The organism is Actinoplanes sp. NPDC004185 (assembly GCF_053603475.1).
Genome location: NZ_JBSGFR010000010.1, coordinates 103,315 through 128,469 on the forward strand (window position 1 = coordinate 103,315; position 25,155 = coordinate 128,469).

The 25,155-nt window shown below is 71.9% G+C and carries 20 protein-coding genes; 9 read left to right on the forward strand and 11 right to left on the reverse strand.

Translation table 11 applies throughout. The features are described 5' to 3' along the window. Nucleotides 1–29: 29 nt before the first annotated feature. The gene (locus ACWEOZ_RS12735; protein ID WP_451910863.1) at nt 30–893 is read left to right on the forward strand and encodes an aldo/keto reductase; all 864 of its coding nucleotides are present in this window, start codon (nt 30–32) and stop codon (nt 891–893) included. Here ACWEOZ_RS12735 and ACWEOZ_RS12740 read toward each other — a convergent pair. Together ACWEOZ_RS12740 and clpS are read right to left on the reverse strand one after the other, a co-directional pair. Next, nucleotides 890–1,399 (reverse strand): DUF2017 domain-containing protein, encoded by a 510-nt coding sequence (locus tag ACWEOZ_RS12740; RefSeq protein WP_451910864.1) that lies wholly within the window; start codon nt 1,397–1,399, stop codon nt 890–892. The genes ACWEOZ_RS12735 and ACWEOZ_RS12740 overlap by 4 nt on opposite strands. A gap of 20 nt (nt 1,400–1,419) precedes the next feature. Beyond that, entirely contained in the window at nt 1,420–1,710 is a 291-nt protein-coding gene (gene clpS / locus ACWEOZ_RS12745; protein ID WP_212992473.1) for an ATP-dependent Clp protease adapter ClpS, read from the reverse strand. A gap of 328 nt (nt 1,711–2,038) precedes the next feature. Here clpS and ACWEOZ_RS12750 point away from each other — a divergent pair, with 328 nt between their 5' ends. The 4 genes from ACWEOZ_RS12750 (at nt 2,039) to ACWEOZ_RS12765 (ending at nt 7,942) form a co-directional block, all read left to right on the forward strand. Further along, nucleotides 2,039–4,630, forward strand: coding sequence for a LuxR C-terminal-related transcriptional regulator (locus ACWEOZ_RS12750; RefSeq protein WP_451910865.1), 2,592 nt, complete (start codon nt 2,039–2,041; stop codon nt 4,628–4,630). A gap of 67 nt (nt 4,631–4,697) precedes the next feature. After that, nucleotides 4,698–5,984 (forward strand): nicotinate phosphoribosyltransferase, encoded by a 1,287-nt coding sequence (locus ACWEOZ_RS12755; RefSeq protein WP_451910866.1) that lies wholly within the window; start codon nt 4,698–4,700, stop codon nt 5,982–5,984. Between the two features lie 11 nt (nt 5,985–5,995). Then, entirely contained in the window at nt 5,996–6,571 is a 576-nt protein-coding gene (locus tag ACWEOZ_RS12760; protein WP_451910867.1) for an isochorismatase family protein, read from the forward strand. Nucleotides 6,572–6,628: 57 nt separating this feature from the next. Beyond that, nucleotides 6,629–7,942, forward strand: a complete 1,314-nt coding sequence (locus tag ACWEOZ_RS12765; protein WP_451910868.1) for an MFS transporter — start codon at nt 6,629–6,631, stop codon at nt 7,940–7,942. A 1,524-nt stretch (nt 7,943–9,466) separates the two neighbouring features. On the opposite strand, the gene ctaD is transcribed toward ACWEOZ_RS12765, so the two are convergent. From ctaD to ACWEOZ_RS12780, 3 genes are all read right to left on the reverse strand, one after another. Further along, nucleotides 9,467–11,221, reverse strand: coding sequence for an aa3-type cytochrome oxidase subunit I (gene ctaD, locus ACWEOZ_RS12770; protein WP_451910869.1), 1,755 nt, complete (start codon nt 11,219–11,221; stop codon nt 9,467–9,469). A gap of 123 nt (nt 11,222–11,344) precedes the next feature. Then, a complete protein-coding gene (locus ACWEOZ_RS12775) occupies nt 11,345–12,454 on the reverse strand; it encodes an FAD-dependent monooxygenase (RefSeq protein WP_451910870.1) in 1,110 nt (369 codons plus the stop codon). Between the two features lie 132 nt (nt 12,455–12,586). After that, nucleotides 12,587–13,252 (reverse strand): helix-turn-helix domain-containing protein, encoded by a 666-nt coding sequence (locus ACWEOZ_RS12780; RefSeq protein WP_451910871.1) that lies wholly within the window; start codon nt 13,250–13,252, stop codon nt 12,587–12,589. 74 nt (nt 13,253–13,326) lie between these two features. On the opposite strand from ACWEOZ_RS12780, the gene ACWEOZ_RS12785 reads away from it, so the two are divergent. Further along, nucleotides 13,327–14,397: a DNA polymerase ligase N-terminal domain-containing protein gene (locus ACWEOZ_RS12785; protein ID WP_451910872.1), complete on the forward strand. Its 1,071-nt coding sequence runs from the start codon at nt 13,327–13,329 to the stop codon at nt 14,395–14,397. Between the two features lie 128 nt (nt 14,398–14,525). Next, nucleotides 14,526–15,872, forward strand: coding sequence for an MGH1-like glycoside hydrolase domain-containing protein (locus tag ACWEOZ_RS12790; protein ID WP_451910873.1), 1,347 nt, complete (start codon nt 14,526–14,528; stop codon nt 15,870–15,872). A gap of 4 nt (nt 15,873–15,876) precedes the next feature. Here ACWEOZ_RS12790 and ACWEOZ_RS12795 read toward each other — a convergent pair whose 3' ends face one another. Both ACWEOZ_RS12795 and ACWEOZ_RS12800 read right to left on the reverse strand, forming a co-directional pair. Beyond that, nucleotides 15,877–16,470: an MBL fold metallo-hydrolase gene (locus tag ACWEOZ_RS12795; RefSeq protein WP_451910874.1), complete on the reverse strand. Its 594-nt coding sequence runs from the start codon at nt 16,468–16,470 to the stop codon at nt 15,877–15,879. Beyond that, nucleotides 16,467–17,555, reverse strand: a complete 1,089-nt coding sequence (locus ACWEOZ_RS12800; RefSeq protein WP_451910875.1) for an S-(hydroxymethyl)mycothiol dehydrogenase — start codon at nt 17,553–17,555, stop codon at nt 16,467–16,469. Before ACWEOZ_RS12800 ends, ACWEOZ_RS12795 begins: the two co-directional genes overlap by 4 nt. 65 nt (nt 17,556–17,620) lie before the next feature. Between ACWEOZ_RS12800 and ACWEOZ_RS12805 the strand changes: the two genes are divergently transcribed. Continuing rightward, nucleotides 17,621–19,621: a TPM domain-containing protein gene (locus ACWEOZ_RS12805; protein WP_451910876.1), complete on the forward strand. Its 2,001-nt coding sequence runs from the start codon at nt 17,621–17,623 to the stop codon at nt 19,619–19,621. A 25-nt stretch (nt 19,622–19,646) separates the two neighbouring features. Here ACWEOZ_RS12805 and ACWEOZ_RS12810 read toward each other — a convergent pair whose 3' ends face one another. The 3 genes from ACWEOZ_RS12810 to ACWEOZ_RS12820 all read right to left on the reverse strand — a co-directional run bounded on the left by ACWEOZ_RS12810 (nt 19,647) and on the right by ACWEOZ_RS12820 (nt 22,777). Continuing rightward, a complete protein-coding gene (locus ACWEOZ_RS12810; RefSeq protein WP_451910877.1) occupies nt 19,647–20,120 on the reverse strand; it encodes a MarR family winged helix-turn-helix transcriptional regulator in 474 nt (157 codons plus the stop codon). A 482-nt stretch (nt 20,121–20,602) separates the two neighbouring features. Then, nucleotides 20,603–20,992, reverse strand: a complete 390-nt coding sequence (locus ACWEOZ_RS12815; RefSeq protein ID WP_451910878.1) for a cupin domain-containing protein — start codon at nt 20,990–20,992, stop codon at nt 20,603–20,605. A gap of 18 nt (nt 20,993–21,010) precedes the next feature. Continuing rightward, entirely contained in the window at nt 21,011–22,777 is a 1,767-nt protein-coding gene (locus ACWEOZ_RS12820; RefSeq protein ID WP_451910879.1) for an EAL domain-containing protein, read from the reverse strand. Nucleotides 22,778–23,155: 378 nt separating this feature from the next. Here ACWEOZ_RS12820 and ACWEOZ_RS12825 point away from each other — a divergent pair, with 378 nt between their 5' ends. Then, nucleotides 23,156–24,739 (forward strand): restriction endonuclease, encoded by a 1,584-nt coding sequence (locus ACWEOZ_RS12825; RefSeq protein ID WP_451910880.1) that lies wholly within the window; start codon nt 23,156–23,158, stop codon nt 24,737–24,739. Here the strand turns inward: ACWEOZ_RS12825 and ACWEOZ_RS12830 are convergent. Next, on the reverse strand, nt 24,736–25,119 hold the full coding sequence (locus ACWEOZ_RS12830) for a cupin domain-containing protein (protein ID WP_451910881.1): 384 nt from the start codon (nt 25,117–25,119) through the stop codon (nt 24,736–24,738). The two genes, ACWEOZ_RS12825 and ACWEOZ_RS12830, sit on opposite strands and share 4 nt — an antisense overlap. Nucleotides 25,120–25,155 lie beyond the last annotated feature (36 nt).

A 25,155-nucleotide genomic window follows, 5' to 3' on the forward strand; every position in this document is an offset into this window, starting at 1 on the left:
GGATCACCACCTGGGGTAGGGGTGAAGACATGAAGCAGCGATCAATCGGAAATGTCCAGGTCAGCGCCATCGGGCTCGGCGGCATGCCGATGTCCATCGAAGGGCGGCCCGACACCGACCGCTCGGTCCGCACCATCCATGCCGCGCTCGACGCCGGCGTGACCCTGATCGACACGGCCGACGCATACCACCTGCACGCCGACGAGGTGGGGCACAACGAGACCCTGATCGCCCAGGCGCTGGCGAGCTGGAGCGGTGACACCTCCGGCGTGCTGGTCGCCACCAAGGGCGGCCACCTGCGTCCCGGCGACGGCTCGTGGACCGTCGACGGCTCCCCCGCGCACCTGCGCGATGCTGTCGAGGGCTCGCTCAAGCGCCTCGGCGTCGACGCCATCGGCCTCTACCAGTTCCACCGGCCCGACCCCAAGGTCCCGTACGCGGACTCCGTCGGCACCCTGCGCGAGCTGCTCGACGAGGGCAAGATCCGGCTGGCCGGCATCTCCAACGCGAACGTCGAGCAGATCCGCCAGGCCCAGGAGATCCTCGGCGGCCGGCTGGTGTCGGTGCAGAACCAGTTCTCGCCCGCGTTCCGCTCCTCGGAGGACGAGCTGCGACTCTGCGACGAGCTCGGTATCGCCTTCCTGCCGTGGTCGCCGCTGGGCGGCATCGCCAAGGCCGGCGAGCTGGGCAGTCACTTCGCCGAGTTCGCCCAGGTGGGCGAGGCCCACGGGGTCAGCCCGCAGCAGGTCACCCTGGCCTGGGAGCTGGCCAAGAGCGAGCACGTGATCCCGATCCCCGGCGCGAGCCGTCCCGAGTCGATCACCGACTCGGTCCGGGCGGCCGAGCTGACCCTGACCGACGAGGAGCTGGCCCGGCTGGACCAGGCCGCCTAGGGCCGTTCCTCGATCTCCGGGAGGGCGTTGAGCAGCGACTCCTGGAGGTAGCCGAGGTAGGCGTAGACGGAGAGCTGGAAGACCCGGCTCGACGCGGGGTCGCGCACCACGGCCTCGTCGAGCTCGTCACCGAGGTCGGTGTCGCCCTGGATGTCGAGCCGGGTCCCCATGGCCAGCCGGGCGTCGTTGATCGCCCGCAGCCAGGCCTCGGCCTCCTCGCCGTCCAGGCGCACCTCGCCGGGGCCGTCGTCGGGCAGCGCGGCCAGGATGGCCCCGGCCTGGTCGATCTTGCCCGTCTTGAGGTCACCCTCGGTGTAGAGGCGGAATTCGGCCGAGTCGTCGGGCCGGTCCGGGTAGATGTCCGGGAAGAGCCGGCCGACCACCGGATCGGTGTGGTCGAAGCCGTCCATGAGCAGGCCCACGACCTCACCGGCGACCTTGCGCAGCACGCGCACCTCGTCGATGGCGAAGGTGGCCACGCACTGGTTCCCGTTGCGTCGGAACATCGTTCAGCTCACCCGCCCACTCAACCGCGGTCCACCGTCGCCCACAGGCCGTAGCCGTGGAGTTGCGCAGCGTCCATTTCCATCCGTTCACGCGCGCCGCTGGACACGACCGCCTTGCCCTTGTTGTGCACGTCCATCATCAGCTGCTCGGCCTTGTCGTGGCTGTACCCGAAGATCTTCTGGAAGACCCAGGTCACGTACGACATGAGATTGACCGGATCGTCCCAGACGATGGTCACCCACGGCCGGTCATCAGCCGGTACCTCCTCGATCTGCGGCGTCTCTGCGGGAGCGACCTGAGGCAACGCCATGCCCCCCATCGTGCCACGCCGATTCGGGCAGGAGTCGAACCGAGCACGCCAGGCGCGCCGGGAGGGGTGGGATGGCGCAGCCCCGAGCCTGCGCCGCGCCCGCGGTGAACACCGCTCACCAGCGCGAACAGCCGGTGGAACCGGCGGGGCGCCCGGACCCGCCCCGCCAGGCTGGGCCCGGGCAGTCACGCCGGCACCGCCGAACCGTATGGGACGGCGGCGGGGGCGGACAGATGCCTGATTACTCACCGTTTCATGCACTCTTACTCATTCTCGAACGTGGTACGGGCGGTGATGTGAAGGTGACGGATCTCGATATGCTGAGTCGGTGGAGCACTGGGGATTCGTCGGTCGCGCCGACGAGTTGACCCGGCTCACGACCGTCGCCACCCGGGATTCCGACCGGGGACTCATCCTGAGCGGCAGCGCCGGGATCGGCAAGAGCCGCCTGCTGCACGAGGCCGTCGCGGCGCTGCCGGACGAGCACTACGCCGTCCACTGCGCCTCGGCGAACATAGCCAGTTCCGGACTGCCGTTCGGGGGCCTGGCCCAGATCCTGCCCACCGATCCGCCGGCCGGGCTGTCCCCCGCCGGGCTGCTGCGCTGGGCGGTCGACGGGCTGCACGCCGGGTCCGGCGACCGGCCGATGGTGCTGGCCATCGACGACGCCCACCTGCTGGATCCGCCGTCCGCCGCGCTGACCCACCTGCTGGTCCGCGAGGGCGCCACCCTGCTCGGCACGCTGCGCACGGCCGAGCCGGTGCCGTCGCCGATCAGCGCGCTGTGGACGGAGGGGCTGCTCAGCCACGCCGAGCTCGATCCGCTGACCGACGACGAGTCGCGCCAGCTGCTGACCGCGCTGGTACGCGGCCCGGTCGAGCCGGGCTCCGCGCAGCGGCTCATCCGCTTGGGCGGCGGCAACCCGCTGCTGCTGCGCGAGCTGGTGCTCGCGGCGCTGAGCGGCGGCGAGCTGACCGAGACGTACGGCTTCTGGCGCTGGACCGGCCGGCTCACCCTGGCCCCCAGCCTGGCCGACCTGGTCGGCGCCCGGATCGGCGGGCTCACCCCGGGCGTGCGCGATGTGCTCGAGATGGTCTCGTTCGGCGAGCCGGTCGGCCTGACGCTGCTGATGCGGGCGGCCGCGGCCGCCGACGTGGAAGCCGCCGAGGAACGCGGTCTGATCCGGATCGTCAGCGACGAGCGCCGCCGCGACGTGCGCCTGGCCCACCCCCTCTACGGCGAGGTGGTCCGCCGCGGCTGCCCGGTCACCCGGTCCCGGCGGCTGCTCGCCACGCTCGCCGACCTGGTCGAGGGGGCCGGCGCCCGGCGCCGGGACGACCTGCTGCGGGTCGCGGTCTGGCGGCTCGACTCCGGTACGGCGCAGGACGGCACGCTGCTGCTGGACGCGGCCCGCCAGGCGTTCAACCGCTTCGACATCGACCTCGCCCGGCGCCTGGCCGCAGCGGCACGCGACGCCGGAGCCGGCTGGGCCGCCGCCGAGCTGCTGGCCACCGTGCTGCTCTTCGCCGACTGCCCGGAGGAGGCGCTGACGGTCCTGGGCGCGGATCCGGACGACAGCGCCCGCCGGCTCACCGCGCGGGCCGCCGTGGAGTTCTTCGGGCTGGGCCGGGCCGAGGCGGCCGACACACTGGCGGCGGCGCAGCCGGCCGATCCGGCGGAGCGGGCCCGGGTGCGGGCGTTCGAGGCCTTCATCCGCCTCCAGCTCGACGAGCTGCCGGCGGCCCGGAGCCTGGCCCACGGCGTGCTCGACGAGCCGGCGGCCGGGATCGCCACCCGGGCGCTGGCCCGCTGCGTGCTCGCCTACCTGCTGGCCGCCGGCGGCGACCCGGACGGCAGCGCCAAGCTGATCGCGGCGGTCGAGGCCGACACGGCGGCTTGGCGGCGCGACACCCCGACCCTGCAGTACGCCCTGCAGATGGCCGAGGGCACCCGGGTCAGCGTGGCCCTCGACCTGCCCGCCATCGACCGGATCCTGGCCGCGGAGTTCGCCCACCTGGCCCAGGCGGGCGGCTTCGGCTTCGGCTCCGGCTGGGTGTCGCTGTTGCAGGCCCAGGCCAGCCTGCTGCGCGGGCAGACCGACGAGGCCCTGCACGCCACCGAGCAGGCCTGCGCGTCGCTGGCCCCGGCCCGGGTGTACGACGGCAGCGCCCACTTCGCCCGGGCCAACGTGGCGGCGCTGCGCGGCGAGAGCACGATCGCCACCGAGTCCCTGGCCACCGCCGAGGCGGCCGCGGGCACCGCCGTCAGCCTCTACTACCCGTGGCAGGAGCAGGCCCGGGCGTGGACGCTGATGTGCCAGGGCGACCCGGCTGCCGCCGTACGGGTCGTGCAACGCGCGCTGACCCGGCTGCGGGCCGACCACCTGCACGGTCAGGAGCTGCTCGCCCTCTACGACCTGGTCCGGCTCGGGCAGCCGCAGCTGGCCGCGGCCCGGCTCGGGGAGCTGGCGCCGCTGGTCGGCGGCCCGGCGACGGCGCTGATGGTCCGGCATGCCGCGGCCGCCGCGGCCGAGGCCGGCGAGGAGCTGTTCGCGGTGGCCCGCGAGTTCGCCGTGCTGGGCTATCAGCTCTTCGCCGCCGAGGCCGCGGCCGGCGCGGTCCGGGTCTTCCGCACAGCCCGGGACCCGCAGGCGCTGGCGGCCAGCACGCTGATGGCCGATGTGCTGAGCCGCTGCGGTCCGCTGCGGACACCGGCGCTGCTGGCGGTCCAGCCGGCGCTGACGGTCCGCGAACGCCAGGTGGCCGAGCTGGCCGCCGAGGGGGTCCGCAGCCGGGAGATCGCCGACCGGCTCTATCTCTCGCCACGCACGGTGGAGAACCATCTACAGCGCGTCTACACCAAGCTGGGAGTCAACGGCAGGCTCGAGCTTGCTCCGGCACTGCGCCTGCTCCCGCAATAAGGAAGCGCGGCGTGACCGACTGCACCGAGCGCAGCGAGGGCCGGGAGGGGACGCCTAAGGTGGATCTGTGACCGACTTCGCGCCTGCGCTGCTGACCGACCAGTACGAGCTGACCATGGTCAGTGCCGCCCTCAAGGACGGTACGGCGAACCGCCGCAGCGTCTTCGAGGTGTTCGCCCGGCGCTTGCCGTCCGGGCGCCGCTACGGCGTCGCCGCCGGTCAGGGCCGGCTCATGGAGCTCATCCGCGACTTCTGCTTCACCGACGCCGACGTCGACTTCCTGCGCCGCTCCGGGGTCGTCGACGAGGCCACCGCGGCGTGGCTCGCGGACTACCGCTTCACCGGCGACATCGACGGGTACGCCGAGGGCGAGCTGTTCTTCCCCGGCTCACCGATCCTGACCGTGTCCGGCAGCTTCGCCGAATGCGTGGTGCTGGAGACGCTGATCCTGTCGGTGCTCAACCACGACTGCGCGATCGCGGCGGGAGCGGCCCGGATGGTCACCGCCGCCCGGGGCCGGCCGATCATCGAGATGGGCTCCCGCCGTACCCATGAGGAAGCCGCCGTGGCCGCGGCCCGCGCGGCCTATCTCGCCGGTTTCGCCTCGACCTCGAATCTCGCGGCCGGCGGCCGCTACGGCATCCCCACCACCGGAACGTCGGCGCACGCGTTCACGCTGCTGCACGACGACGAGCCGGCCGCGTTCGCCTCGCAGGTGGCGGCGCTCGGCAAGAACACGACGCTGCTGGTGGACACCTACGACATCGCCCAGGGCATCCGCAACGCGATCGCCGTGGCCGGGCCCGACCTGCGCGCGATCCGGATCGACTCGGGCGACCTGTCGGTGCTGGCGCAGCACTCCCGCGAGCTGCTCGACTCCCTCGGCGCCACGGAGACGAAGATCATCGTCTCCGGTGACATGGACGAGTATTCGATCGCGACGCTGGCCGCGGAGCCGGTCGACATGTACGGCGCGGGCACGGCGGTGGTCACCGGCTCCGGCGCGCCGACGGCGGGCCTGGTCTACAAGCTGGTCGAGGTCGAAGGCCGGGCCGTGGTGAAGCGCTCGGAGAACAAAGCGACGGTCGGTGGCCGCAAGACCGCCGTCCGGCGGCACAAGCCCACGGGTACGGCCACCGAGGAGATCATCGTGTCTCAGGGTGTGCCGGACCACAACACCAACGACCGGCTGCTGCAGCGCTCGTTCGTCGTGGGCGGCGAGGTGGCACCGCTGCCGACCCTGGCCGAGTCCCGCGACCACCTGCGCCAGTGCCTGATCTCGATCCCGTGGGAGGGCCTGAAGCTCTCCGCCGGCGACCCGGCGATCCCGGTCACCGTCGTCCCCACCGCCTGAAAGGTGTGACCATGTCGCGCGCACTGATCATCGTCGACGTCCAGAACGACTTCTGCGAGGGCGGCTCACTGGCCGTGCCGGGCGGCGCGGGCGTGGCCGCGGGCATCTCGGCCGCCCTGAAGTCGGGCAGCTGGGACCACGTCGTGGCGACGAAGGACTACCACATCGACCCGGGCGCCCACTTCAGCGAGCACCCCGACTTCGTCGACTCGTGGCCGGCCCACTGCGTGGTCGGCACGGACGGCGCGTCCTTCCACCCGGCGCTGGAGACGGAACGGGTCGAGGCGGTGTTCCACAAGGGCGAGCACAAGGCGGCGTACTCGGGCTTCGAGGGACACACCCGCGAGGGCGAAGGGCTGGCCGACTGGCTGCGGGCCCGGTCGGTGACGGAGGTCGAGGTGGTGGGCATCGCCACGGACCATTGCGTACGGGCCACAGCGCTCGACGCGAAGCAGGCGGGTTTCGCCACGACGGTGCTGCTGGACCTGACGGCCGGGGTGGCCGCGGCGACGACCACCGCGGCGCTGGCGCAGTTCGAGGAGGCTTCGGTGGCGACGACCGGGACGCCGGTGGTGACCTCCGTCTAATCGACTGGGAGTTGTCGTACCCCTGCGGTTGACTGTCCGGCGGAGGTTAGGACCGCCATGACACTCACGCCTTACCGGGAGACCCTCGCGCTGCGCGGGATCCGTTCGCTGCTCATCGTGGCGACGCTCGCCCGCATCCCGATCACGGCCGGCACGGTCACCCTGACCCTGCACGTGACCCAGGACCTGCACCTCGGCTACGGCGCCGCGGGCCTGGTCGGGGCGGCCTTCACCGTCGGCAGCTCCCTGGGCGCGCCGGTGCTGGGGCGGGTCACCGACCGCAAGGGCTTGCGCCCGGTGCTGGTGCTGACGACGGTGGCCGAGGTGACGTTCTGGACGACGGCGCAGGCCATGCCGTACTGGGCGCTGCTGGTGGCGGCCCTGGTGGGCGGCTTCCTGACCCTGCCGGCGTTCGCGGTGGCCCGGCAGTCGATCGCCGCGCTGGCGCCGGAGTCGCACCGCCTGCCGGCCTTCGCCCTGGACTCGATCACGACGGAGCTGTCCTTCATGGCCGGCCCGGCACTGGGCGTCCTGATCAGCACGACAGCGGGCCCCCGGGTGGCGATGCTGGCGGTCGGCACGGGCATCCTGCTGTCCGGCACAGGGCTGTATCTGCTGAACCCGCCGATCCGCGGCAAGGACGAAAAGCCGATCTCAGCGGGCGAACGCGTCCCCCGCAGCACCTGGCTCAAGCCCCGCCTGGTGGCCGTCCTGGCCATCACGAGCGCGGCAACGATCGTCCTGAGCGGCACGGACGTGGCGGTGGTGGCGGTGCTGCAGAGCTCCGGGGAGGTCGAGTGGACCGGGGCGGTGCTGGGCCTGTGGGCGGCTTACTCGCTGCTGGGCGGGTTCGCGTACGGCACGGTGAAGCAGGGGTTGTCGCCGCTGGCGTTGCTGGCGCCGATGGCTCTGCTGACGATCCCGGTCGGGCTGGCGGGTGGCCACTGGTGGCTGCTCGCACTGCTGCTCCTGCCGGCGGGAGCACTGTGCGCCCCGACAATCACGGCGACGGCGGACGCGGTGAGCCGGATGACACCGGCGTCAGCCCGAGGCGAGGCGATGGGCTTGCACAATTCGTCGCTGACTGTCGGGGTGGCGCTGGGGGCGCCGCTGGCTGGTGTGGTGATGGACACGTGGTCGCCGGCTTGGGGGTTTGCCGCGGTGGGCGGGGTGGGGGTGGTGGTGGCTGTGCTGGCCCTGCCGGCCGAGCTGCGCCGCCGGCGGGAGGTGTCTCAGGAGGCTGATGGCGGGGTGGACAGCGAGGTCGGGCAGGGGTCTGGGGATTCGCTGGGGTCGGGTGTGGCGGGGCCGGCGACGGAGTTCCCGGCGCCTGATGCTGCGGCGTCTGACGCTGCGGCGCCTCGTCGCTGAGGCGGGGGTCCTTCGCGGGCCCTGTTGATCTCGCGGGGCTCACTCCCCTGTGGGGCTGGGCTTCGGACGCAGCCGGGCGGTCGGTGATCCGGGCCGGGGCCGGTCTTGGGGCCTTAGTTTGATCTGAGCGCGCCGAGGTGGCGGGTCGGATGCTGGCCGTGCCGTCTCGCTTGGTTTGGGGCGGGGGCTGATGCAGGGCAGGGTGAGCCGCCGATTGGGGGGTACAGGCGGCCCGGGTGCAGGTATTGCGGCAGCCGGGCAGGCCGAGGCGCAGATAGCGGGGGTAGCCACGGCCGCAAGCACCGCGAGCAGCCAGGGCGTAAGCACCGCGAGCAGCAAGCACCGCGGGCAGCGCGAGCAGTCAAGCACCGCGGACAGCGCGAGCAGTCAAGCACCGCGGACAGCGCGAGCAGTCAAGCACCGCGGACAGCGCGAGCAGTCAAGCACCGCGAGAAGCGCGAGCAGCGCGGGCACCGCGAGCAGTCAAGCACCGCGGGCAGCGCGGGCAGGGCGAGCAGCGCGAGTAGCCAAGGCTCAAGCACCGCGAGCAGCGTGGGCAGCCACCGCGAGCAGCGTGGGCAGCCACCCCGAGCAGCGTGGGCAGCCACCGCGAGCGGCACGAGCAGTCCAGCACCGCGAGCAGCGCTGACAGCCAGAACGCAGCCACCCGAGCGCGCGAGCAGTCCAGCACCGCGAGCAGCGCTGGCACCTAGGACACAGCCACCGCGAGCGGCGCGAGCAGTCCAGCACCGCGAGCAGCGCGAGCAGCCAGGACACAGCCACCGCGAGCGGCGCAAGCAGTCAAGCAGCGCGGGCGGCCAGGGCAGCGCGGGCAGCACCGGCGCAGGCACCGCGAGCAGCGCGGCCAACACGGGCGCGGACAGCACAGAAACGGGCAGCGCAGCCACAGGCGCGGGGCGCGATCACCCCAGAAGTAGGCAGCAGATAGCGCGTGGGAAGCGCGAAAGCAGACCGCGCAGGCGCGAGCACGCATGGAGAAGCAGGCGGAGACACCGCTGCCAGCGCGGCAGCGTAGGGAGCCGGCAGCAAAGACAGCGCAAGCGCAAGGCGGAAGCAGACCCAGGCAGCGCGCAAGCGCGACCAGCGGCGCAAGCCCGACCAGCGGCGCAAGCCCGACCAGCGGCGCAAGCGCCTGCCTCCGTTGCCGACGGCAAGGCCGCAATCGGCGGTCTGCTGATGGCGACTGAGGGAAGCGGCGCAGCCGCACGCCAAGCGATCGCGACCGCCTGCGGCAGACCTGGCCACGAGACCGTGGCCACCAAATCATGGCCAGCCGACCGGGCCAGCCGACCGTGGCCAGCAGGCCTGTGCGCCAGCAGCGGCTTCAGCGACGACCGGCGACGACCGGCGCACCACCCCGACGCATGCCTCCCGGAAGCGCGCGCTCAGATCAGCGGCTTAGCCACCCGGTCGAGCTCCCCAAGCAAACAGCCCGTGACGGACCGCCCCGCAAAAGCAAGCGGCCCGCCCCCAGGAGGGGACGGGCCGCTCGGCGGATGCCGGTCAGTGCTTACGGTCGCTGGCGTCTTCCTGGTATGTCGCGCCGCCGTCGGATTCGCTGGTCAGGGGGCGGGCGCCGCCTTCTGGCGGGCCAGCCAGGGACTGGGCGCCGGCTGCGAGTTCCGGGAACTTCGCGTCGAAGGCCGGGCGCTCGGAGCGGATCCGGGGCATCTTGTCGAAGTTGCGCAGCGGGGGCGGCGACGAGGTCGCCCATTCCAGGGAGTTGCCGGCGCCCCAGGGGTCGTCGACGGTCACCAGCTGGCCGACCTTGTAGGACTTCCACACGTTGTAGATGAACGGCAGGGTCGAGGCGCCCAGGACGAACGAGCCGATCGTCGAGAACGTGTTCAGGAAGGTGAAGCCGTCGCTCGGCAGGTAGTCCGCGTACCGGCGGGGCATGCCCTCGGCACCCAGCCAGTGCTGGACCAGGAATGTGGCGTGGAAGCCGAGGAAGGTCAGCCAGAAGTGGATCTTTCCGAGGCGGTCGTCGAGCATCCGGCCGAACATCTTCGGGAACCAGAAGTAGATGCCCGAGAACACCGCGAACACGATCGTGCCGAACAGCACGTAGTGGAAGTGCGCGATGACGAAGTACGAGTCCGAGACGTGGAAGTCGATCGGCGGGGCCGCCAGCAGCACGCCGGACAGGCCACCGAACAGGAACGTCACGAGGAAGCCGATGGCGAACATCATCGGCGTCTCGAAGCTGATCTGCCCGCGCCACATCGTGCCGATCCAGACGAAGAACTTCATGCCCGTCGGGACCGCGATCAGGAAGCTCAGGAAGCTGAAGAACGGCAGCAGCACCTGGCCGGTGACGAACATGTGGTGGGCCCACACGCTCATCGACAGCGCCGCGATCAGCAGGGTCGCGCCGACCAGGCCCTTGTAGCCGAAGACCGGCTTGCGGCTGAAGACCGGGATGACCTCCGTGATGATGCCGAAGAACGGCAGCGCCACGATGTAGACCTCGGGGTGGCCGAAGAACCAGAACAGGTGCTGCCACAGCATCGGGCCGCCGGTGTCCACGTCGAAGACGTGCGCACCGAGCACGCGGTCGGCGGCCAGCGCGAACAGCGCCGCGGCCAGGAACGGGAAGACCATGATCACCAGGAGGCTGGTGACCAGGATGTTCCACGTGAAGATCGGCATCCGGAACATCGTCATGCCGGGGGCGCGCAGCGTGATGATCGTGGTGATGATGTTGACGCCACCGAGGATCGTGCCGAGGCCGGAGAGCGCCAGGCCGACGACCCACATGTTGCCGCCGATGCCCGGCGAGTGCAGCGAGTTGCTGAGCGGGGTGTACGCGAACCAGCCGAAGTCGGCCGCACCACCCGGGGTCAGGAACCCGCCGATCGCGATCGTGCCGCCGAACAGGTACAGCCAGTACGCGAAGGCGTTGAGCCGCGGGAACGACACGTCGGGCGCGCCGATCTGGATCGGCACCACGAAGTTCGCGAAGGCGAACACGATCGGCGTCGCGAAGAACAGCAGCATGATCGTGCCGTGCATCGTGAACAGCTGGTTGTACTGCTCCGGCGACAGGATCTGCATGCCCGGGCGGGCCAGCTCCGATCGCATGAGCAGGGCCATGAAGCCGCCGAGGATGTAGAACACGAAGGCGGTGATCATGTACATGATCCCGATCTGCTTCGCGTCCGTCGTCCGCAGGACCCGCGCGAAGGCCGAGCCCTTGACCTGCTGTCGCACCGGCCAGGGCCGGGTCACGATCGGCTTAGGCGCAACGGTCGTCACGGATAGCCTCCGGTGTCTCGTTCGTCCCACTGCGTACACCCGAGTTCAAAGGCGTACCTCGCAGGCAGAATAGTCCCCCGCCGACCCCCGGCGGGCGCGGGGTGACCAAAGAGCACCCAGGTCTCAGAACGGCTCGACGAGTCCACGGTACTGATCGGCGAAGATCCGTTGACCCCGCCTTCGCAGCATAGGGTCGCGCTCCGCCGGGGCGACGTCACGGGTCTGGTCACGCTGGCGGGTGTGCTCGCGGACCTGGGCGCAGCGATCGTGTCTGCGCTGCTCAAAGGCCCGCAGCGCGGCCGGCACGTCGTGCGGGGTGGCCTTGAGCACTTCGCCGAGCACCACGGCGTCCTCGAGCGCCATCGCGGCGCCCTGGGCCAGGGTCGGTGCGGTCGCGTGAGCCGCGTCACCGACCAGCAGCACCGGGCCCTTCGTCCAGCCGTCCAGCACGACCTCGTCGGTGCGCGCGACCTGGACCTTCTCCAGCGCGGCGAGGACGGCCGGGACCGGCCCGCCGAAGTCGCCGAACAGCTCACGGACGCGGGCCCGCGGGTCTTCGGGGTTGGGTGTGCCCTCCTCGACCGTCTCGTCCGCGTGGACGTAGAGCCGCCGGCCACCCATCGGCATCACGACGAACTGGGAGCGCTCGCCGAGCAGGCAGGTCCAGTCGCTGAGCGACGGGCCGCCGCTGACCACGCTGCGGTAGACGATCTGGCCGGTCGGGATCGCGGCGCCGCCGAGCCCGGCCTTGGCCCGGATCATGGAGCGCCGGCCATCGGCGGCGACGACCAGGTCGTACTCGGCGATGGCGCCGTTGCCGAACTCGACCTTGGCCCCGCCGTCGACGATCTCCAGGTCGCGCACGGCGGTCTCGTAGCGCACCTCGCCGCCGACGCTGGTGAGCAGCACCTGCTGCAGGTCGGCGCGGGACAGCGCGCGGCTCTCGCCGACGCCCGCCCACAGCGCGGCGAGGTCGACCTCGAAGAGCTGGTCACCGCTGGAGTCGTGGAAGAACTGCCGGAAAATGAGGTCGCCGAGCGGGCGCAGCGGTGCGTCGAGGCCGAGCTGCCGCATCGCGCGGGACGCGTTGCCGGGCAGGAAGATGCCGGCACCCGGGACGGTGCTGGCCGGCAGCTCCTCGACCACGTCGGGCCGGAAGCCGGCGACTCTGAGCCCTCGGGCCGCCGCGAGGCCGCTGATGCCGGCGCCCACGACGAGGATGCGCAAGGTCATCGCAACAACGCCTCCGAGGGGTGGTCGATACGCGTCGGAGCCAAGACACTACAGGCCGCCACTGGAGCGCGAAAGCCACGATCATGCTTGTGTCCGTTTTGTGGGAGACAGCGGAGCGGGCGGGCCGGCACGTCAGGCCACCAGCTCGCGCAGGGACACACCCGCCAGCGCCTTGACGTCCCGGGAGAGATGGGCCTGGTCGGCGTAGCCCGCGGACACGGAGACATCGGCGAACGGACGGCCGGCCCGGGCCAGCGCCACCGCCGTCTGCAACCGCAGGATCCGGGCGAGCGTCTTGGGGCCGTACCCGAAGGTGCTGCGGCATCGTCGCTGCAGGTGGCGCGGGCTCAGGCCGCACCGGTCGGCGATCGCGCCGACGGGGCGCCCGGCCCGGGCGCCGGCCGCCACCGCGACCATCGCCGGATCCGGCTCCTGCCAGCGACGCCGCGCGAAGTCCTCGAGCGCGGCGATCGGGTCGGCGGCCTCGGACAGCCGGCGCTGCTCGGTCGCGGGGCACACCGCGCCGAGCGGCACCTGCTGATCGGTGAGCTCGTCGGCCGGGACGCCCAGCACGCCGGGGCCGGTGCCGACGGCGAAGCGCAGGGCGAAGAAGCGGCTGCCGGGAGCGGCTGTGCCGAGCTGGGCGGTGGTGTCCGGGCCGGCGATGAAGACGGCACCGTCGTGCCAGATCAGGTCCATGCAGCCGTCCGGCAGGATCCGCGTCGGCGGGCGGCCCGGCGGGACCGCGCTGCGCCACGCGATCACGTGCGGAAGCTTCGCGGCCCATTCGACGTACATGCGCTCGACCTTGGCACGGGGGTGCGACAAGTTCTCCGAATGACAACCGTGTAACTCCGGCGGACAATTGGGTGGTGACCGACCAGCTGGACGAATACCGGCGCAAGCGCGATGCCCGCCGTACCCCCGAGCCCGTGCCCCGCGGCCGGCCCCGGCCGACCAGCGGAAACAGGTTTGTGATCCAGCAGCACCACGCCCGCAGCCTGCACTGGGACGTGCGGCTCGAACGCGACGGCGTGCTGGTCTCCTTCGCCGTCCCGCGCGGGCTGCCCCGCGACCGCGGCCGCAACAACCTGGCCAAACACACCGAGGACCACCCGCTGGAATACCTCACCTTCGCCGGTGAGATCCCGGCCGGCGAGTACGGCGGCGGCCGGATGTCGGTCCATGATCACGGCACCTACGAGACCGACAAGTGGCGCGACGACGAGATAGGCGTCACTTTTCACGGCGAGCGAACCAGCGGCCGCTACGTCTTCTTCCAGACCGGCGGCAACGACTGGATGGTCCGCCGGATGGACCCGGCCGAACCGGGCTGGCAGAGCATGCCCGAGGCCGTCGAGCCCATGCTCGCTGCCCGGGCCGCCGGGCTGCCGCCCGACGACGAGGACTGGGGGTACGAGCTGAGCTGGTCCGGCCGCCGCACCCTGATGTACGTCTCCGGTGGCCGGGTCCGGCTCGCCACGGCGGACGGCACGGACGTGACCTCGTGGTATCCGGAGTTGCGCCCGCTGGGCGAGGCGCTGGCCCCGCTGGAGGCCGTCCTGGACGGGGAGATCGTGGCCTTCGACGGGCCCCGGATCGCGCCCGAGCTGCTGGAACGCCGCAAGGCACCGCGCGACTCAGCGGCCGCCCGCCGCGCCGCGGAACGGACGCCGGTGCAGTTCCTGGCCTACGACCTGCTGTGGCTGGAGGGCCATTCCACGGTGGAGCTGGTGCGTTATGCGGAACGGCGGGAACTGCTCGACGGGCTCAACGTGAGCGGCGACAACTGGCAGACCCCGCCGTACTTTCCGGGTGGCGGCACGTTCGCCCTCGACACCGCCCGGGCCCAGGGGCTGACCGGCGTCGTCGGCAAGCGCCTCGACTCGCCGTACCTGCCGGGCCGGCGCAGCCGGTTGTGGCTGGCCATCGACGCCGGCTGAGCGCTCCAGTTTTTCCTTGATCCGAGCCGGGCTCACCCGATGAGAGGTTTACCGGTCCCGGCGACGGAAAGGGCTATACCTGCATGCGTTGCCCGAAGCTCGAGCCGCCCACCGCTGTGGATTCGGATATGTCTGCTGATCTCTGGAACTCCGCCGCTCGCGTCCTCGACACCAACTGGTCCACCGATCACATGGTCCCCTCGCGTGGCCTCTACCCCCACCAGTGGAGCTGGGACGCCGCGTTCATCGCTGTGGGGCTGGCCTACGTCAACCCGACCCGCGCCTGGCGCGACCTGCGGAGCCTGTTCGAGGCGCAGTGGCCCGACGGCCGGGTGCCGCACATCGTCTTCGACCCGCGCACCGCGGAGGACGACTACTTCCCGGGGCCGGGCTTCTGGGACGTGCCCGCGTACGGTGGCCGCCCGGCCCGCGGCAGCACCGGCCTGGTGCAGCCACCGCTGCACGCGCTCGCCGCCTGGGAGGTCTACCGGCGCGCCGCGTCGCACGGCGTGGCCTGCGCCCGCGAGGCCGGCGACCAGCTCGCCTGGCTCTATCCGCGGCTGGTCGCGCAGCAGCAATACCTGACCCGGCACCGCGACGCCGGCGGTGACGGACTGGCCAGCATCGTGCACCCGTGGGAGTCGGGCCTGGACAACAGCCCGTCCTGGGACGCCGCCCTGGCGGCCGTGCCGGCCGACCTGACGCTGCTGCAGCGCTTCCGGCGGCGGGACATCGAGAACGCGGACGCCGCGCACCGGCCCACCGACGCCGACTACGCCCGGTACGTGGGCCTGGTGGTCGACTATCGCGACGGCGGCTACTCGGATGTCGAGCTGGCCCACCGGCACGGGTTCGTGGTCGAGTGCCCGTCGTTCAACACGATCCTGGCGGCAGCCGAGCTGGCCCTGGCGCACATCGCCGCGGTGGTCGGGGCGGATCCCGTGCGGCACCGCCGGCGCGCGAAGCGGATCACCCGGGCGATCTCCGAGCACCTGTTCGACCCGGAGACCCGCACGTTCCGGTCGCGTGACGTGCGTACCCGTACCCTCAGCCCGGCCCGGTGTGTCAACGGCCTGGTGCCGCTGCTGCTGCCCGACCTGCCCACCGGGCAGGTCGAGGCCATCATGGCCGAGGCCGCGTCGCCGCGCTTCGGCCTGCCCGCGCAGACGGGGCTACCGGTGCCCAGCTACGACCGGACCGCGCCCGATTTCGACCCGCTGCGGTACTGGCGCGGACCGGTCTGGATCAACATCAACTGGCTGCTCCGGCGCGGCATGCTCGTGCACGGCCATCTCGACGAGGCCGAGGACCTGCGGCAGGCGATGATCCGGCTGGTGCACACCTCCGGGCACTTCGAGTACTACCACCCGCGGACCGGGGCGGGGATCGGCGCCCCGATGTTCAGCTGGACCGCCGCCCTCGCCCTCGACCTGCTCGCCGACCGCAGCGTGCCCGCCTACGCCCGGGCCGCCTGAGCGCTCAGAACTCCTCCGCCCGTACGGTCGTGTCCCCGCCGTGGCCCGTGTGCACGACCGTCTCCGGCGGCAGGGTGAGCAGCCGCTCGCGGATCGAACGCTCGATCGTCGGCCGGTCGCTGTGCGAGCGGCCGGTCGCGCCCGGACCGCCCTGGAACAGGGTGTCCCCGGTGAAGACGCAGCCGAGCGCCGGCGCATAGAGGCAGACGGCGCCGGGGCTGTGTCCCGGCGTGTGCAGCACCCGCAGCACCTCACCGGCGACGGCGATCTCGTCGCCGTCGGCCAACGGCGCGGGCATCGGCTCGCTGGGGTGCACCAGCTTCCAGAGCACCTCCTCCGCCGGATGCAGCAGCAGCGGGGCGCCGGTCTGCCGGGCCAGCTCGGGAGCGACCCGGACGTGGTCGTCGTGCGCGTGGGTGAGCACGATCGCGACGATCCGCCGGCCTCCGGCCGTGTCGAGGATGGTCCGGACGTCGTGCGGAGCGTCGATCACCACGCACTCCTCGTCGTCGCCGACCACCCAGACGTTGTTGTCGACGTCGAACGTCTCCCCGTCCAGGGAGAACGTGCCGTGCGTCACCGCGTGGTCGACCCTCATGAGAAGAGCACCACCGAACGCAGCACGCCGCCCTGGTGCATCTTGGTGAACGCGTCCTCGACCTGGTCGAGGCGGATCTCCTCGGTCACGAACGCGTCCAGGTCGAGCCGGCCCTGCAGGTAGAGCTCGGTGAGCATGGGGAAGTCGCGGGTCGGCAGGCAGTCGCCGTACCAGCTGCTCTTGAGCGCCCCACCGCGGCCGAAGATGTCCAGCAGCGGCAGCTCGACGGTCATCTCCGGGGTCGGCACGCCGACCAGGACCACGGTCCCGGCCAGGTCACGGGCGTAGAACGCCTGCTTGTAGGTCTCCGGGCGGCCCACCGCCTCGACCACGACGTCGGCCCCGTTGCCGCCGGTCAGCTCCTGCACGGCGGTGACCACGTCCTGCTCGCGCGCGTTGACGGTGTGCGTCGCGCCGAACTTGCGGGCCCACTCCAGCTTCTGCGGGTCGGTGTCGACCGCGATGATCGTCGTCGCCCCGGCCAGCGCGGAACCGACGATCGCGCCGTCGCCGACCCCGCCACAGCCGATCACGGCCACCGAGTCGCCGCGGGTGACCCCGCCGGTGTTGATCGCCGCGCCGATGCCGGCCATCACGCCGCAGCCGAGCAGGCCGACAGCGGCGGGCCGGGCCCGCGGGTCGACCTTGGTGCACTGACCGGCGTGCACGAGGGTCTTCTCCACGAACGCACCGATGCCCAGCGCCGGGGACAGCTCGGTGCCGTCCTCCAGCGTCATCTTCTGCGTCGCGTTGTGGGTGTTGAAGCAGTACCACGGCTTGCCCTTGCGGCAGGCCCGGCAGTCGCCGCAGACGGCCCGCCAGTTGAGCACGACGAAGTCACCCGGGACGACGTCGGTGACCCCGGCGCCGACGGACTCCACGATCCCGGCGGCCTCGTGGCCGAGCAGGAACGGGAAGTCGTCGTTGATGCCGCCCTCGCGGTAGTGCAGGTCCGTGTGACAGACCCCGCAGGCCTGGATCTTGACCACGGCCTCGCCGGGACCGGGATCCGGCACGATGATCGTGGCCACCTCGACCGGCGCGCCCTTGGCCCGGGCGATGACTCCGTTGACTCGCTGACTCATGGTTCCCACCTTCTCACCTCCCGCTCGCCGCGCGGGTTGTCGGACCCAGGATCTAAGTTGAGGTGGTGACCGTCCTGCGCCGCATGTTGCTCGTCGTCCTGGCCCTGCTCCTGGTGCCCGCGCCGGCCTGGGCGGACGCACCGATGCGGGTGCCCACCCAGGTGACCGACGAGGCGGGCGCGCTGGGCAGCCGCGCGGGCGCGGTCGACACGGCCCTGGCCCGGCTGCAGTCCGGCACCGGCGTGCAGCTCTTCGTGGTGTTCGTGGAGTCGTTCGACGGCACGCCGGCCCAGACCTGGACAGACGAGACAGCCCGGCTGAGCGACCTGGGCGAGCGGGACGCGCTGCTCGCGGTGGCGACCCGCGACCGCTCGTACGCGTATTCGTTCCCCGGCGACTCCCGGTTCTCCGACGCGGAGCTCGCCGACGTGGCCGAGAACGACATCGAGCCGGCGTTGTCCCGGGGCGACTGGTCAGGCGCGGTGATCGCCGCCACCGAGGGCTATTCGGACGCGGCGGCGGGCTCGAGCGGGTCACTGATCTGGGTGCTCATCCTGCTCGCGGTGATCATCGCGGGCGCGCTGATCTGGGTGCTGCTGCGCCGCCGCCGTCGCGCCCGGCCGGCACGGCCGCAGGTCACCGGCCCGCCGACCGAGCAGCTGACGGCCACGGCCAACGCCCTGCTCATCGAGCTCGACGACGACCTGCGCGCCAGCGAGAGCGAGCTGGCGCTGGCTGCCGCGCAGTACGGCCCGGAGGCGACGGCGCCCTTCCGGGCTGCGCTGGACGCGTCCCGGCAGGACGTCGCTGAGGCGTTCCGGCTGCGGATGACGCTCGAGGAGGAGCCGGCGCCGGACGAGGAGACCCGCCGTCGCACGCTCGGCGAGATCATCGCGAAGTGCCGGGCCGCCGACGAGCGGCTGGACGCGGAGTCCGAGGCCTTCGACCGGCTGCGCGACCTGGAGGGCCGGGCCGAGCAGGTGGCCGACGAGGTGAGCCGGCGCCGGGCGGCGGTCGAGTCCGCCCTGCCGGCGGCGGCCGAGTCACTGCAGGACCTGACCCACCGGTACGCGGGACCGACGGTCACCGGGATCTCGGCGAATCTGGATCAGGCCCGGGAGCGGGTCCGGTTCACGGGCGAGGCGGTGGAGCGGGCTCGCGCTGCCCTGGCGGGGAGTCCGGCCGCCGGGTCCTCGCCGGTGGGCGGGGGCAGGGCTGAGGCCGCCCTGGCTCTGCGGGCCGGTGAGCAGGCTGTCGGGCAGGCTGAGCAACTGGTCGCGGCTGTTCAGCGGGCCGGGGCCGAGCTGGCGACCGCGCGTACGGCGGCGGACGCCCTGATCGTGGAGCTGGACGCCGAGATCGCGGCCGGGCGGGCGGCGCTGGCCGGCGGCAGTGCGGTGCCGGCTGGGCTCGAAGTTGCGGTGACGGGCGCGGAGCAGGCTGTGGCCGAGGTGCGCCGGCAGCTTTCCGGCTCGAAGACCGACCCCGTGACTGCGGTCGCGACGCTGCAGGCCGCCGACGCAGCGCTGGATCGGGCGCTGGCGGAGGCGCAGGACGCCGCCGAGCGCGCGGCACGGGCGCGGGGTCTGCTGGCCCAGGCGTTGCCGGTGGCGCGAGCCGAGGTTGCCGCGGCGGGCGACTTCATCACAACCCGGCGCGGGGCGGTCGATGCGGGGGCGCGAGCGTCACTGTCGGAGGCTCAGCGGCATCTGGCGTTGGCCGAAAGCCTGGCCGGGTCCGATCCGGTGGCGGCGCTGGGTGAGGCCCAGCAGGCGCAGCAGTTGGCGGCGAGTGCCGGGCAGGCGGCTCGGGCGGATGTGCAGAGCTGGGGCGGCGGTTACGGCAGTCGCGGCGGCTTCGACGAGGCGTTCGCGGGCGCGGTGCTCGGCGGGATCCTGTCCGGCGGCGGTGGGGGCTTCGGCGGCGGCTTCGGGCGGGGCGGTGGGGGTGGCTTCGGCGGGGGCGGCTGGGGTGGCGGCGGCTTCGGCGGCAGCGCCAGCCGGGGCCGGCGATCCGGCGGCGGAGGTGGCGGCGGTGGTCGCCGAGGCGGCGGCGGACGCTTCTGACGACTTCGGCCGGGTGGATCTCGGCTCAGGAGCAGGGCTTCTCGGCGGGGGCCGGGGTCTCCAGGAGGGCGTCGCAAAGTTTGCTGAGCTGACGGATCTGGGCCGGGGACAGCCGGTCGAAGACCAGATGCCGCACAGCGTCCACGTGACCGGGCGCCGCCCCCACGATCTTCGCGAAGCCTTCCTCGGTCAGCACCGCGATCTGGACGCGGCCGTCCTCGGGGTCACGTTCGCGGCGCACCAGCCCCTGCGCCTCCAGGCGGGCGACCACGTGCGACAGGCGGGACAGTGAGGCGCTGGCCTTGCGCGCCAGGCGGCTCATCGCCAGACGGCGGTCGTCCCGCTCGGACAGTGTGGCGAGCACCAGATATCCCATATGGGTCAGGCCCGCATCCCGCTGCAGCTGACCCTCGAGCGCGGCCGGCAGCTTGACCAGCACCTCGATGAACCGGCGCCACGCCTGCTGTTCCTCGTCGGTCAACCACCGTGGCTCGTCCATGGCAGCAGATTAGTTAACGGGGTTCGCAGCGGGCTCGCCCGGGGCCTGGATCGGCGGCCCGTCGCGCACCAACCTTCGGGAAACAAGGCGAGAACATTCGGGCAGGTCGATCGACTTCCTTGAAGCCTCAAGGGTAAGGTGCGCGGAGACTTTACCCTTCCGGCACGGCGCCGGGACCGGCTGGCTGGGGGCCTCGGCCGGCCCCGGCGCTGTGTCGCCCCGGCCGCCGGCCCTGTACCACTCATGGTCGCCGCAGTCGCGGCTTCCCTTGGGCAGCAAGGTCATGCACCAAGCCGGCAGGATCGAGCGAAGCGTGGTCCGCCACCGGTATCTGCCCATGGGCCCCTGCTCCTGACCAGCCGTTCCGTCAGGCCGTCGGAAAACCTGATCATAGGCATGGCAAGAGACGGCCTGCGCGTCACGCCCAGCGCGGCCGTCTCTGCACCCGATGCACGAGCACCCCGCCCCGGAGGGCGGCGGGCTCAGGAGGCCGGCGGCTCGTCCTTACCGGCCTCTTCCAGCGCGTCCGCCTCTTCCTTGGTCTTGTGGACCGCACGCTCGGCGTGCTCGGCCGGCCCGTAGACCGTGTACAGCACCAGCGGGTTCGGGCCCTCGTTGGTGAAGTTGTGCTTGTGCCCGGCCGGCACCACCACCAGGTCACCCTGGCTGACCTTGCGGGTCTGGCCGCTGACCTTGGCTTCACCCACGCCGCTCACGAAGGTGAGGATCTGGTCCACCTCGTGGACCTCCTCACCGATCTCGCCGCCCGGCGGGATCGTCATGATCACGAGCTGGGTGTGTTTGCCCGTCCACAGCACGCGGCGGAAGTCCGGGTTCTTTTCGGCAACAGTGGCGATCGTGTAGTGCTCCATGCCACCCACGTACCCGGATCACTGGAAGTTTGAACGCCGCAGCCGGGTGGCCGGACGCAACTCCTCCACCGGCGCCGGCCGGCCGATCAGGTAGCCCTGCACGAAGTCGACGCCCATCTCGCGCAGCATCCGCAGTGTCGCCTCGTCCTGCACATACTCGGCCACCGTGTGGATGCCGTACGCCTGGCAGACCTGCACCAGGGCCCGGACCAGCACCTGGTCCTCCGGGTTGCGGACCAGGTCGACCACGTACTCGCCGTCGATCTTGACCAGATCGATCGGGAAGAGCCGCAGGTAGCGGAACGACGCGTAGCCCGAGCCGAAGTCGTCCAGGGCCAGTTGGCAGCCCAGGTCGCGGATCCGGTCGGCGAAGTGGCGGGCCTCGCTGAGGTTGCCGATCAGGGCCGTCTCGGTGATCTCGAACGTCAGCTGCTCGGGGTTCACCGCGTACCGCTCGATCAGGGCTTCGACCTCGGCGGTCAGCCGGGGGTCGCCCACCGACCGGCCGGAGAGGTTGATCTGCAGGCAGAGGTCCGCGCGTTCGGCCGCCAGCTGCATCGCCCGCTCGACCACCCACAGGTCGATGTCGTAGATCGTGTCGAGGCGTTCGGCGGTCTGCAGCACCTGCTCCGGCGACTGCGGGTCGTCGGCCTCATCGAGCACGCGCAGCAGCAGCTCGTGCCGCAGCACCCGGTTGGTCTGCAGCTCCAGGATCGGCTGGGCGAACAGCGTGAACCGGTCGGTGCCCAGCGCGTCGGCGACCCGGTCGCGGTAGGTGTCCTGCCGGTCGCGGGCGGGCACCGGATCGGAGACCAGGGTCAGCGGCCGTTCCGCGTCGCGGGCCTGCCGCCACGCCTGCTCGGCGTCGATCAGCAGGTCCTGGCTGTCCGCCTCGCTCTCGGCGCGGAACCGCACGAGGCCGCCCCACACCCGGGCGCGCAGCCAGGCGTCCGGCAGCACGAACGGCTGCGAGCGCAGCGCTTCGACGAACAGGTCGGCCTGGCGGCGGGCCATCACCCAGGAGGCGCCGGGCAGCAGGACGGCGATCTCGTTCGGGCCGGCCCGGCCCAGCAGGTCGTCGGGACGGGCCAGACCTTCGAGTACGCGCCCAGCCCGCTGCAGCAGATCGGCGTGCCGGTCGGCGCTGACCCCCTCGGCCCGATCCGGCTCGACCCGGACGACCAGCACCGCCCCGCCCCCACGGCGCTGCGCCCGGTCCACCTCGTCGGCGAAACGCGCGCGGGTCAGCAGGCCAGTGGCCGGGTCCTTCTCGACGACCGACGCCTGCACGGTCTCGCCGCGGCGGCTCAGCCGGGCCACTTCACGGCGGGCGCGTTCGCGGGCGGAGACGTCACGCAGGGACCCGTGCACACCGACCACGGCGTTGTCCGGGCCGATGATCGGTTCGAGCCGGCAGTCCACGTCGAACCAGCCACCGTCGTCGCGCATCAGCCGTACCGTCGTGCGGACCGGCTCGCGCGCCGTCCAGGCGCGGGTGATCGCACCGAGGGCCTTGGCGTGGTCGTCGACGTGCACGTGCCGGGCGAGGATCTGCTGGGTCAGCTCGTGGCCGCCCGGCGGCCGGCCGAGCAGGCCGGCGAGCGCGTCGGACCAGACGATCTCCTCGCCGGCGGCCAGGTAGGTGAACCAGGCCTCGTCGTCGGGGGCCGTGCGAGGCTCGGGCAGCGGCAGCTGGTGGCCCTGGTTGGGGGTGAGCCGGGGGCGGCGGGAGAGGCGGTCGCGCAACGCGCGGGGACGCGGAAAGCGTTCTTCGGGTGCCGTCATGCGCCGTCGCTACCTCCCTCCCAGGTCAACCGTTGCCCTGACCTATTACGACCCGTCACAGGTCGATGTAACAGTGGGCACCCACGACAATGTTTTCGCAGCTGGCCCAACAAAACAACGAACTGCACGTTCTCCACCGTTCAGGGCCGTAATTTGGCCGATCGGTCGACCCGGCCGCCGCGCTCGGCGAGAGCCCGGTCACCATCAGATCCATGACAGACAGTTACTTGCTGTGCTGACTGTGGAACCTTGTGCGACCCCTACCCGCTCTCCACGATCAACATGCACGCAACGACGCCACAGGCATGCGCCGCGTAACGAGATCGAGAGACGGTGGATATGGTGGCTGTTCGGACACGTGAGCGAGGACGACGACGCATGGGCATCATTCGGGACATGCAGCGGGCGCACGCGACCCAGACTGCCGCCGAGCAGCGGGCACAGACTGCCGCCGAGCAGCAGCGCCAGCTGATCAGGCGCAACGCCGACCTGGCGGCCGCGGCCGCCCAGCGGGCAGCCGCCGACGCGGAGCAGCAACGCGAGCACCGCCGGTTGTACGCGGAGGCCCGCACGGCCGAGGCGGCAGCGGCGAACGCGGACATCCGGGCCCGGCTGTCCGAGCTCGACTCGCTGCTGCTGTCCACTCTGGATGTCGACGACCACATCGACCTGGACCGGTTCAAGAAGCCGCTGCGGGTGCCGCCGTTCGACCCGGGCAAGCTCGGCCGGCCGCTGCCGGAGCCGGCGTGGGAGAGTTTCGCCCCGCCGGAGCCGCGCGGGGTGGGCAAGATCCTCGGTGGTGAGCGGATTCATCAGCAGCAAGTGGAAGCGGCGAAACGGGCGTACCAGGACGCGCGGGCCCGCTGGATCGACGCGGAGACCCGCCGGCTGCGCCAGCTCGCCGCCCGGGAGCTTCAGTACGAGGAGAACCGCAGCCGCTACGAGGCGAAGCTGATCTCCTACAACGCCGAGGTGGACCGCTTCGCGGCCGCTGTGGCGGGCGCCGATCCGGCGTCCGTGGTCGAGTACTTCGCGATGGTGCTGGGCAACTCGGTGTATCCGGACGACTTCCCGCAGCATTTCCGGCTGGCATACCAGGACAAGCAGCGCCGGCTGCTGGTCGAGTACCACCTGCCGCCGGTCGAGGTGATCCCGGTGGTCAAGGAGTACCGCTACGACCGGGTCCGGGACGACCTGGTGGCGGTGCCGCGCGACGACGGTGAGATCCGCCGCCGGTACACGGAGATCATCTCGATGGTGGCGCTGCGGACCATCCACGAGATCATCGAGGCCGACCGCGGGGCCCTGGTGGGTGAGGTGCTGTTCAACGGCATCGTCGACACGATCGACCGGCGTACCGGCCAGTTCGTGCGGCCCTGCCTGGTGTCGGTGCGGGCCGGGCGGGACACCTTCGCCGCGATCAAGCTGCGCCGGGTCGACCCGGTCGCCTGCGTCAAGCACCTGCCGGCCGGCCTCTCGGCCCAGCCGGACCAGCTCGAGGGCGTGACCCCGATGATCGACTTCGATCGGGAGGCCGGGCAGGACTTCACCGGCGAGTTCAACGTGCTGGCCGACATCGACGAACGGCCCAACCTCGCCACCCTGCCCGCGGCCGAGTACGAGCAGCTGCTCAGCGACCTGTTCGGCAACATGGGACTGGAGATGGGCCAGGCGGCCGAGGGCCCGCGCTGGCTGGCCACCGATCCCCGGCCGCTGTTCGGGGGCGCGGTCGTGATCTATGCCGTACGCGGCAAGCCGGTCAGCGCGGCCACGGCCGCCGGCCTCGCCGAGGAGGTCGCGGCGGCCGGCGCGACCAAGGGCATCCTGGTCGCCGTCGACGGGTACGAGGTCGAGGCGTACGAGGCGGTGGCGGGCCGCCCGGTCGAGCTGCTGGACGGCTCCGCCCTGCTCAACCTGCTGGCCGAGCACTCGGGGGTGAAGGCCCGCATCGAGCCGGTCTAACCGCCCAGGTGGTGGCCGGTGGTGGCGTCCACGTGGTCGGGGATCTCCTCGTGCCGGTCGCCGACGGTCGGCGTACCGGTCGGTTCGAACATCATGATCTGGGCGCCGCCGGGTGAGCTCGGCTTGTGCTCGGTGCCCCGCGGCACGGTGAAGACGTCACCCTGGCGCAGCACGACCGTACGGTCCCGCAGGGCGATCTGCAGCTCGCCGTCCAGCACAAGGAAGAACTCGTCGGTGTTGTCGTGGGTGTGCCAGAGATGCTCGCCCTGGACCTTGGCGACGCGTACGTCGTAGTCGTTGACGCGGGTCACGATGCGCGGGCTCCACAGCGCGTCGAAGGAGGCCAGGGCCGTGCTCAGGGAGATCGGTTCGTCGCTCATCAGGTCATCCTCGTCGCTGGCGGGCCGGGCCGGGGA

Bases quoted from the DNA above. Each gene is read 5' to 3' on its own strand.
- ACWEOZ_RS12735 (WP_451910863.1), top strand. From the start codon at position 30: ATGAAGCAGCGATCAATCGGAAATGTCCAGGTCAGCGCCATCGGGCTC.
- ACWEOZ_RS12740 (WP_451910864.1), bottom strand. From the start codon at position 1,399: ATGTTCCGACGCAACGGGAACCAGTGCGTGGCCACCTTCGCCATCGAC.
- clpS (WP_212992473.1), bottom strand. From the start codon at position 1,710: ATGGCGTTGCCTCAGGTCGCTCCCGCAGAGACGCCGCAGATCGAGGAG.
- ACWEOZ_RS12760 (WP_451910867.1), top strand. From the start codon at position 5,996: ATGTCGCGCGCACTGATCATCGTCGACGTCCAGAACGACTTCTGCGAG.
- ACWEOZ_RS12765 (WP_451910868.1), top strand. From the start codon at position 6,629: ATGACACTCACGCCTTACCGGGAGACCCTCGCGCTGCGCGGGATCCGT.
- ACWEOZ_RS12775 (WP_451910870.1), bottom strand. From the start codon at position 12,454: ATGACCTTGCGCATCCTCGTCGTGGGCGCCGGCATCAGCGGCCTCGCG.
- ACWEOZ_RS12780 (WP_451910871.1), bottom strand. From the start codon at position 13,252: ATGTACGTCGAATGGGCCGCGAAGCTTCCGCACGTGATCGCGTGGCGC.
- ACWEOZ_RS12790 (WP_451910873.1), top strand. From the start codon at position 14,526: ATGTCTGCTGATCTCTGGAACTCCGCCGCTCGCGTCCTCGACACCAAC.
- ACWEOZ_RS12795 (WP_451910874.1), bottom strand. From the start codon at position 16,470: ATGAGGGTCGACCACGCGGTGACGCACGGCACGTTCTCCCTGGACGGG.
- ACWEOZ_RS12800 (WP_451910875.1), bottom strand. From the start codon at position 17,555: ATGAGTCAGCGAGTCAACGGAGTCATCGCCCGGGCCAAGGGCGCGCCG.
- ACWEOZ_RS12810 (WP_451910877.1), bottom strand. From the start codon at position 20,120: ATGGACGAGCCACGGTGGTTGACCGACGAGGAACAGCAGGCGTGGCGC.
- ACWEOZ_RS12815 (WP_451910878.1), bottom strand. From the start codon at position 20,992: ATGGAGCACTACACGATCGCCACTGTTGCCGAAAAGAACCCGGACTTC.
- ACWEOZ_RS12820 (WP_451910879.1), bottom strand. From the start codon at position 22,777: ATGACGGCACCCGAAGAACGCTTTCCGCGTCCCCGCGCGTTGCGCGAC.
- ACWEOZ_RS12825 (WP_451910880.1), top strand. From the start codon at position 23,156: ATGGGCATCATTCGGGACATGCAGCGGGCGCACGCGACCCAGACTGCC.
- ACWEOZ_RS12830 (WP_451910881.1), bottom strand. From the start codon at position 25,119: ATGAGCGACGAACCGATCTCCCTGAGCACGGCCCTGGCCTCCTTCGAC.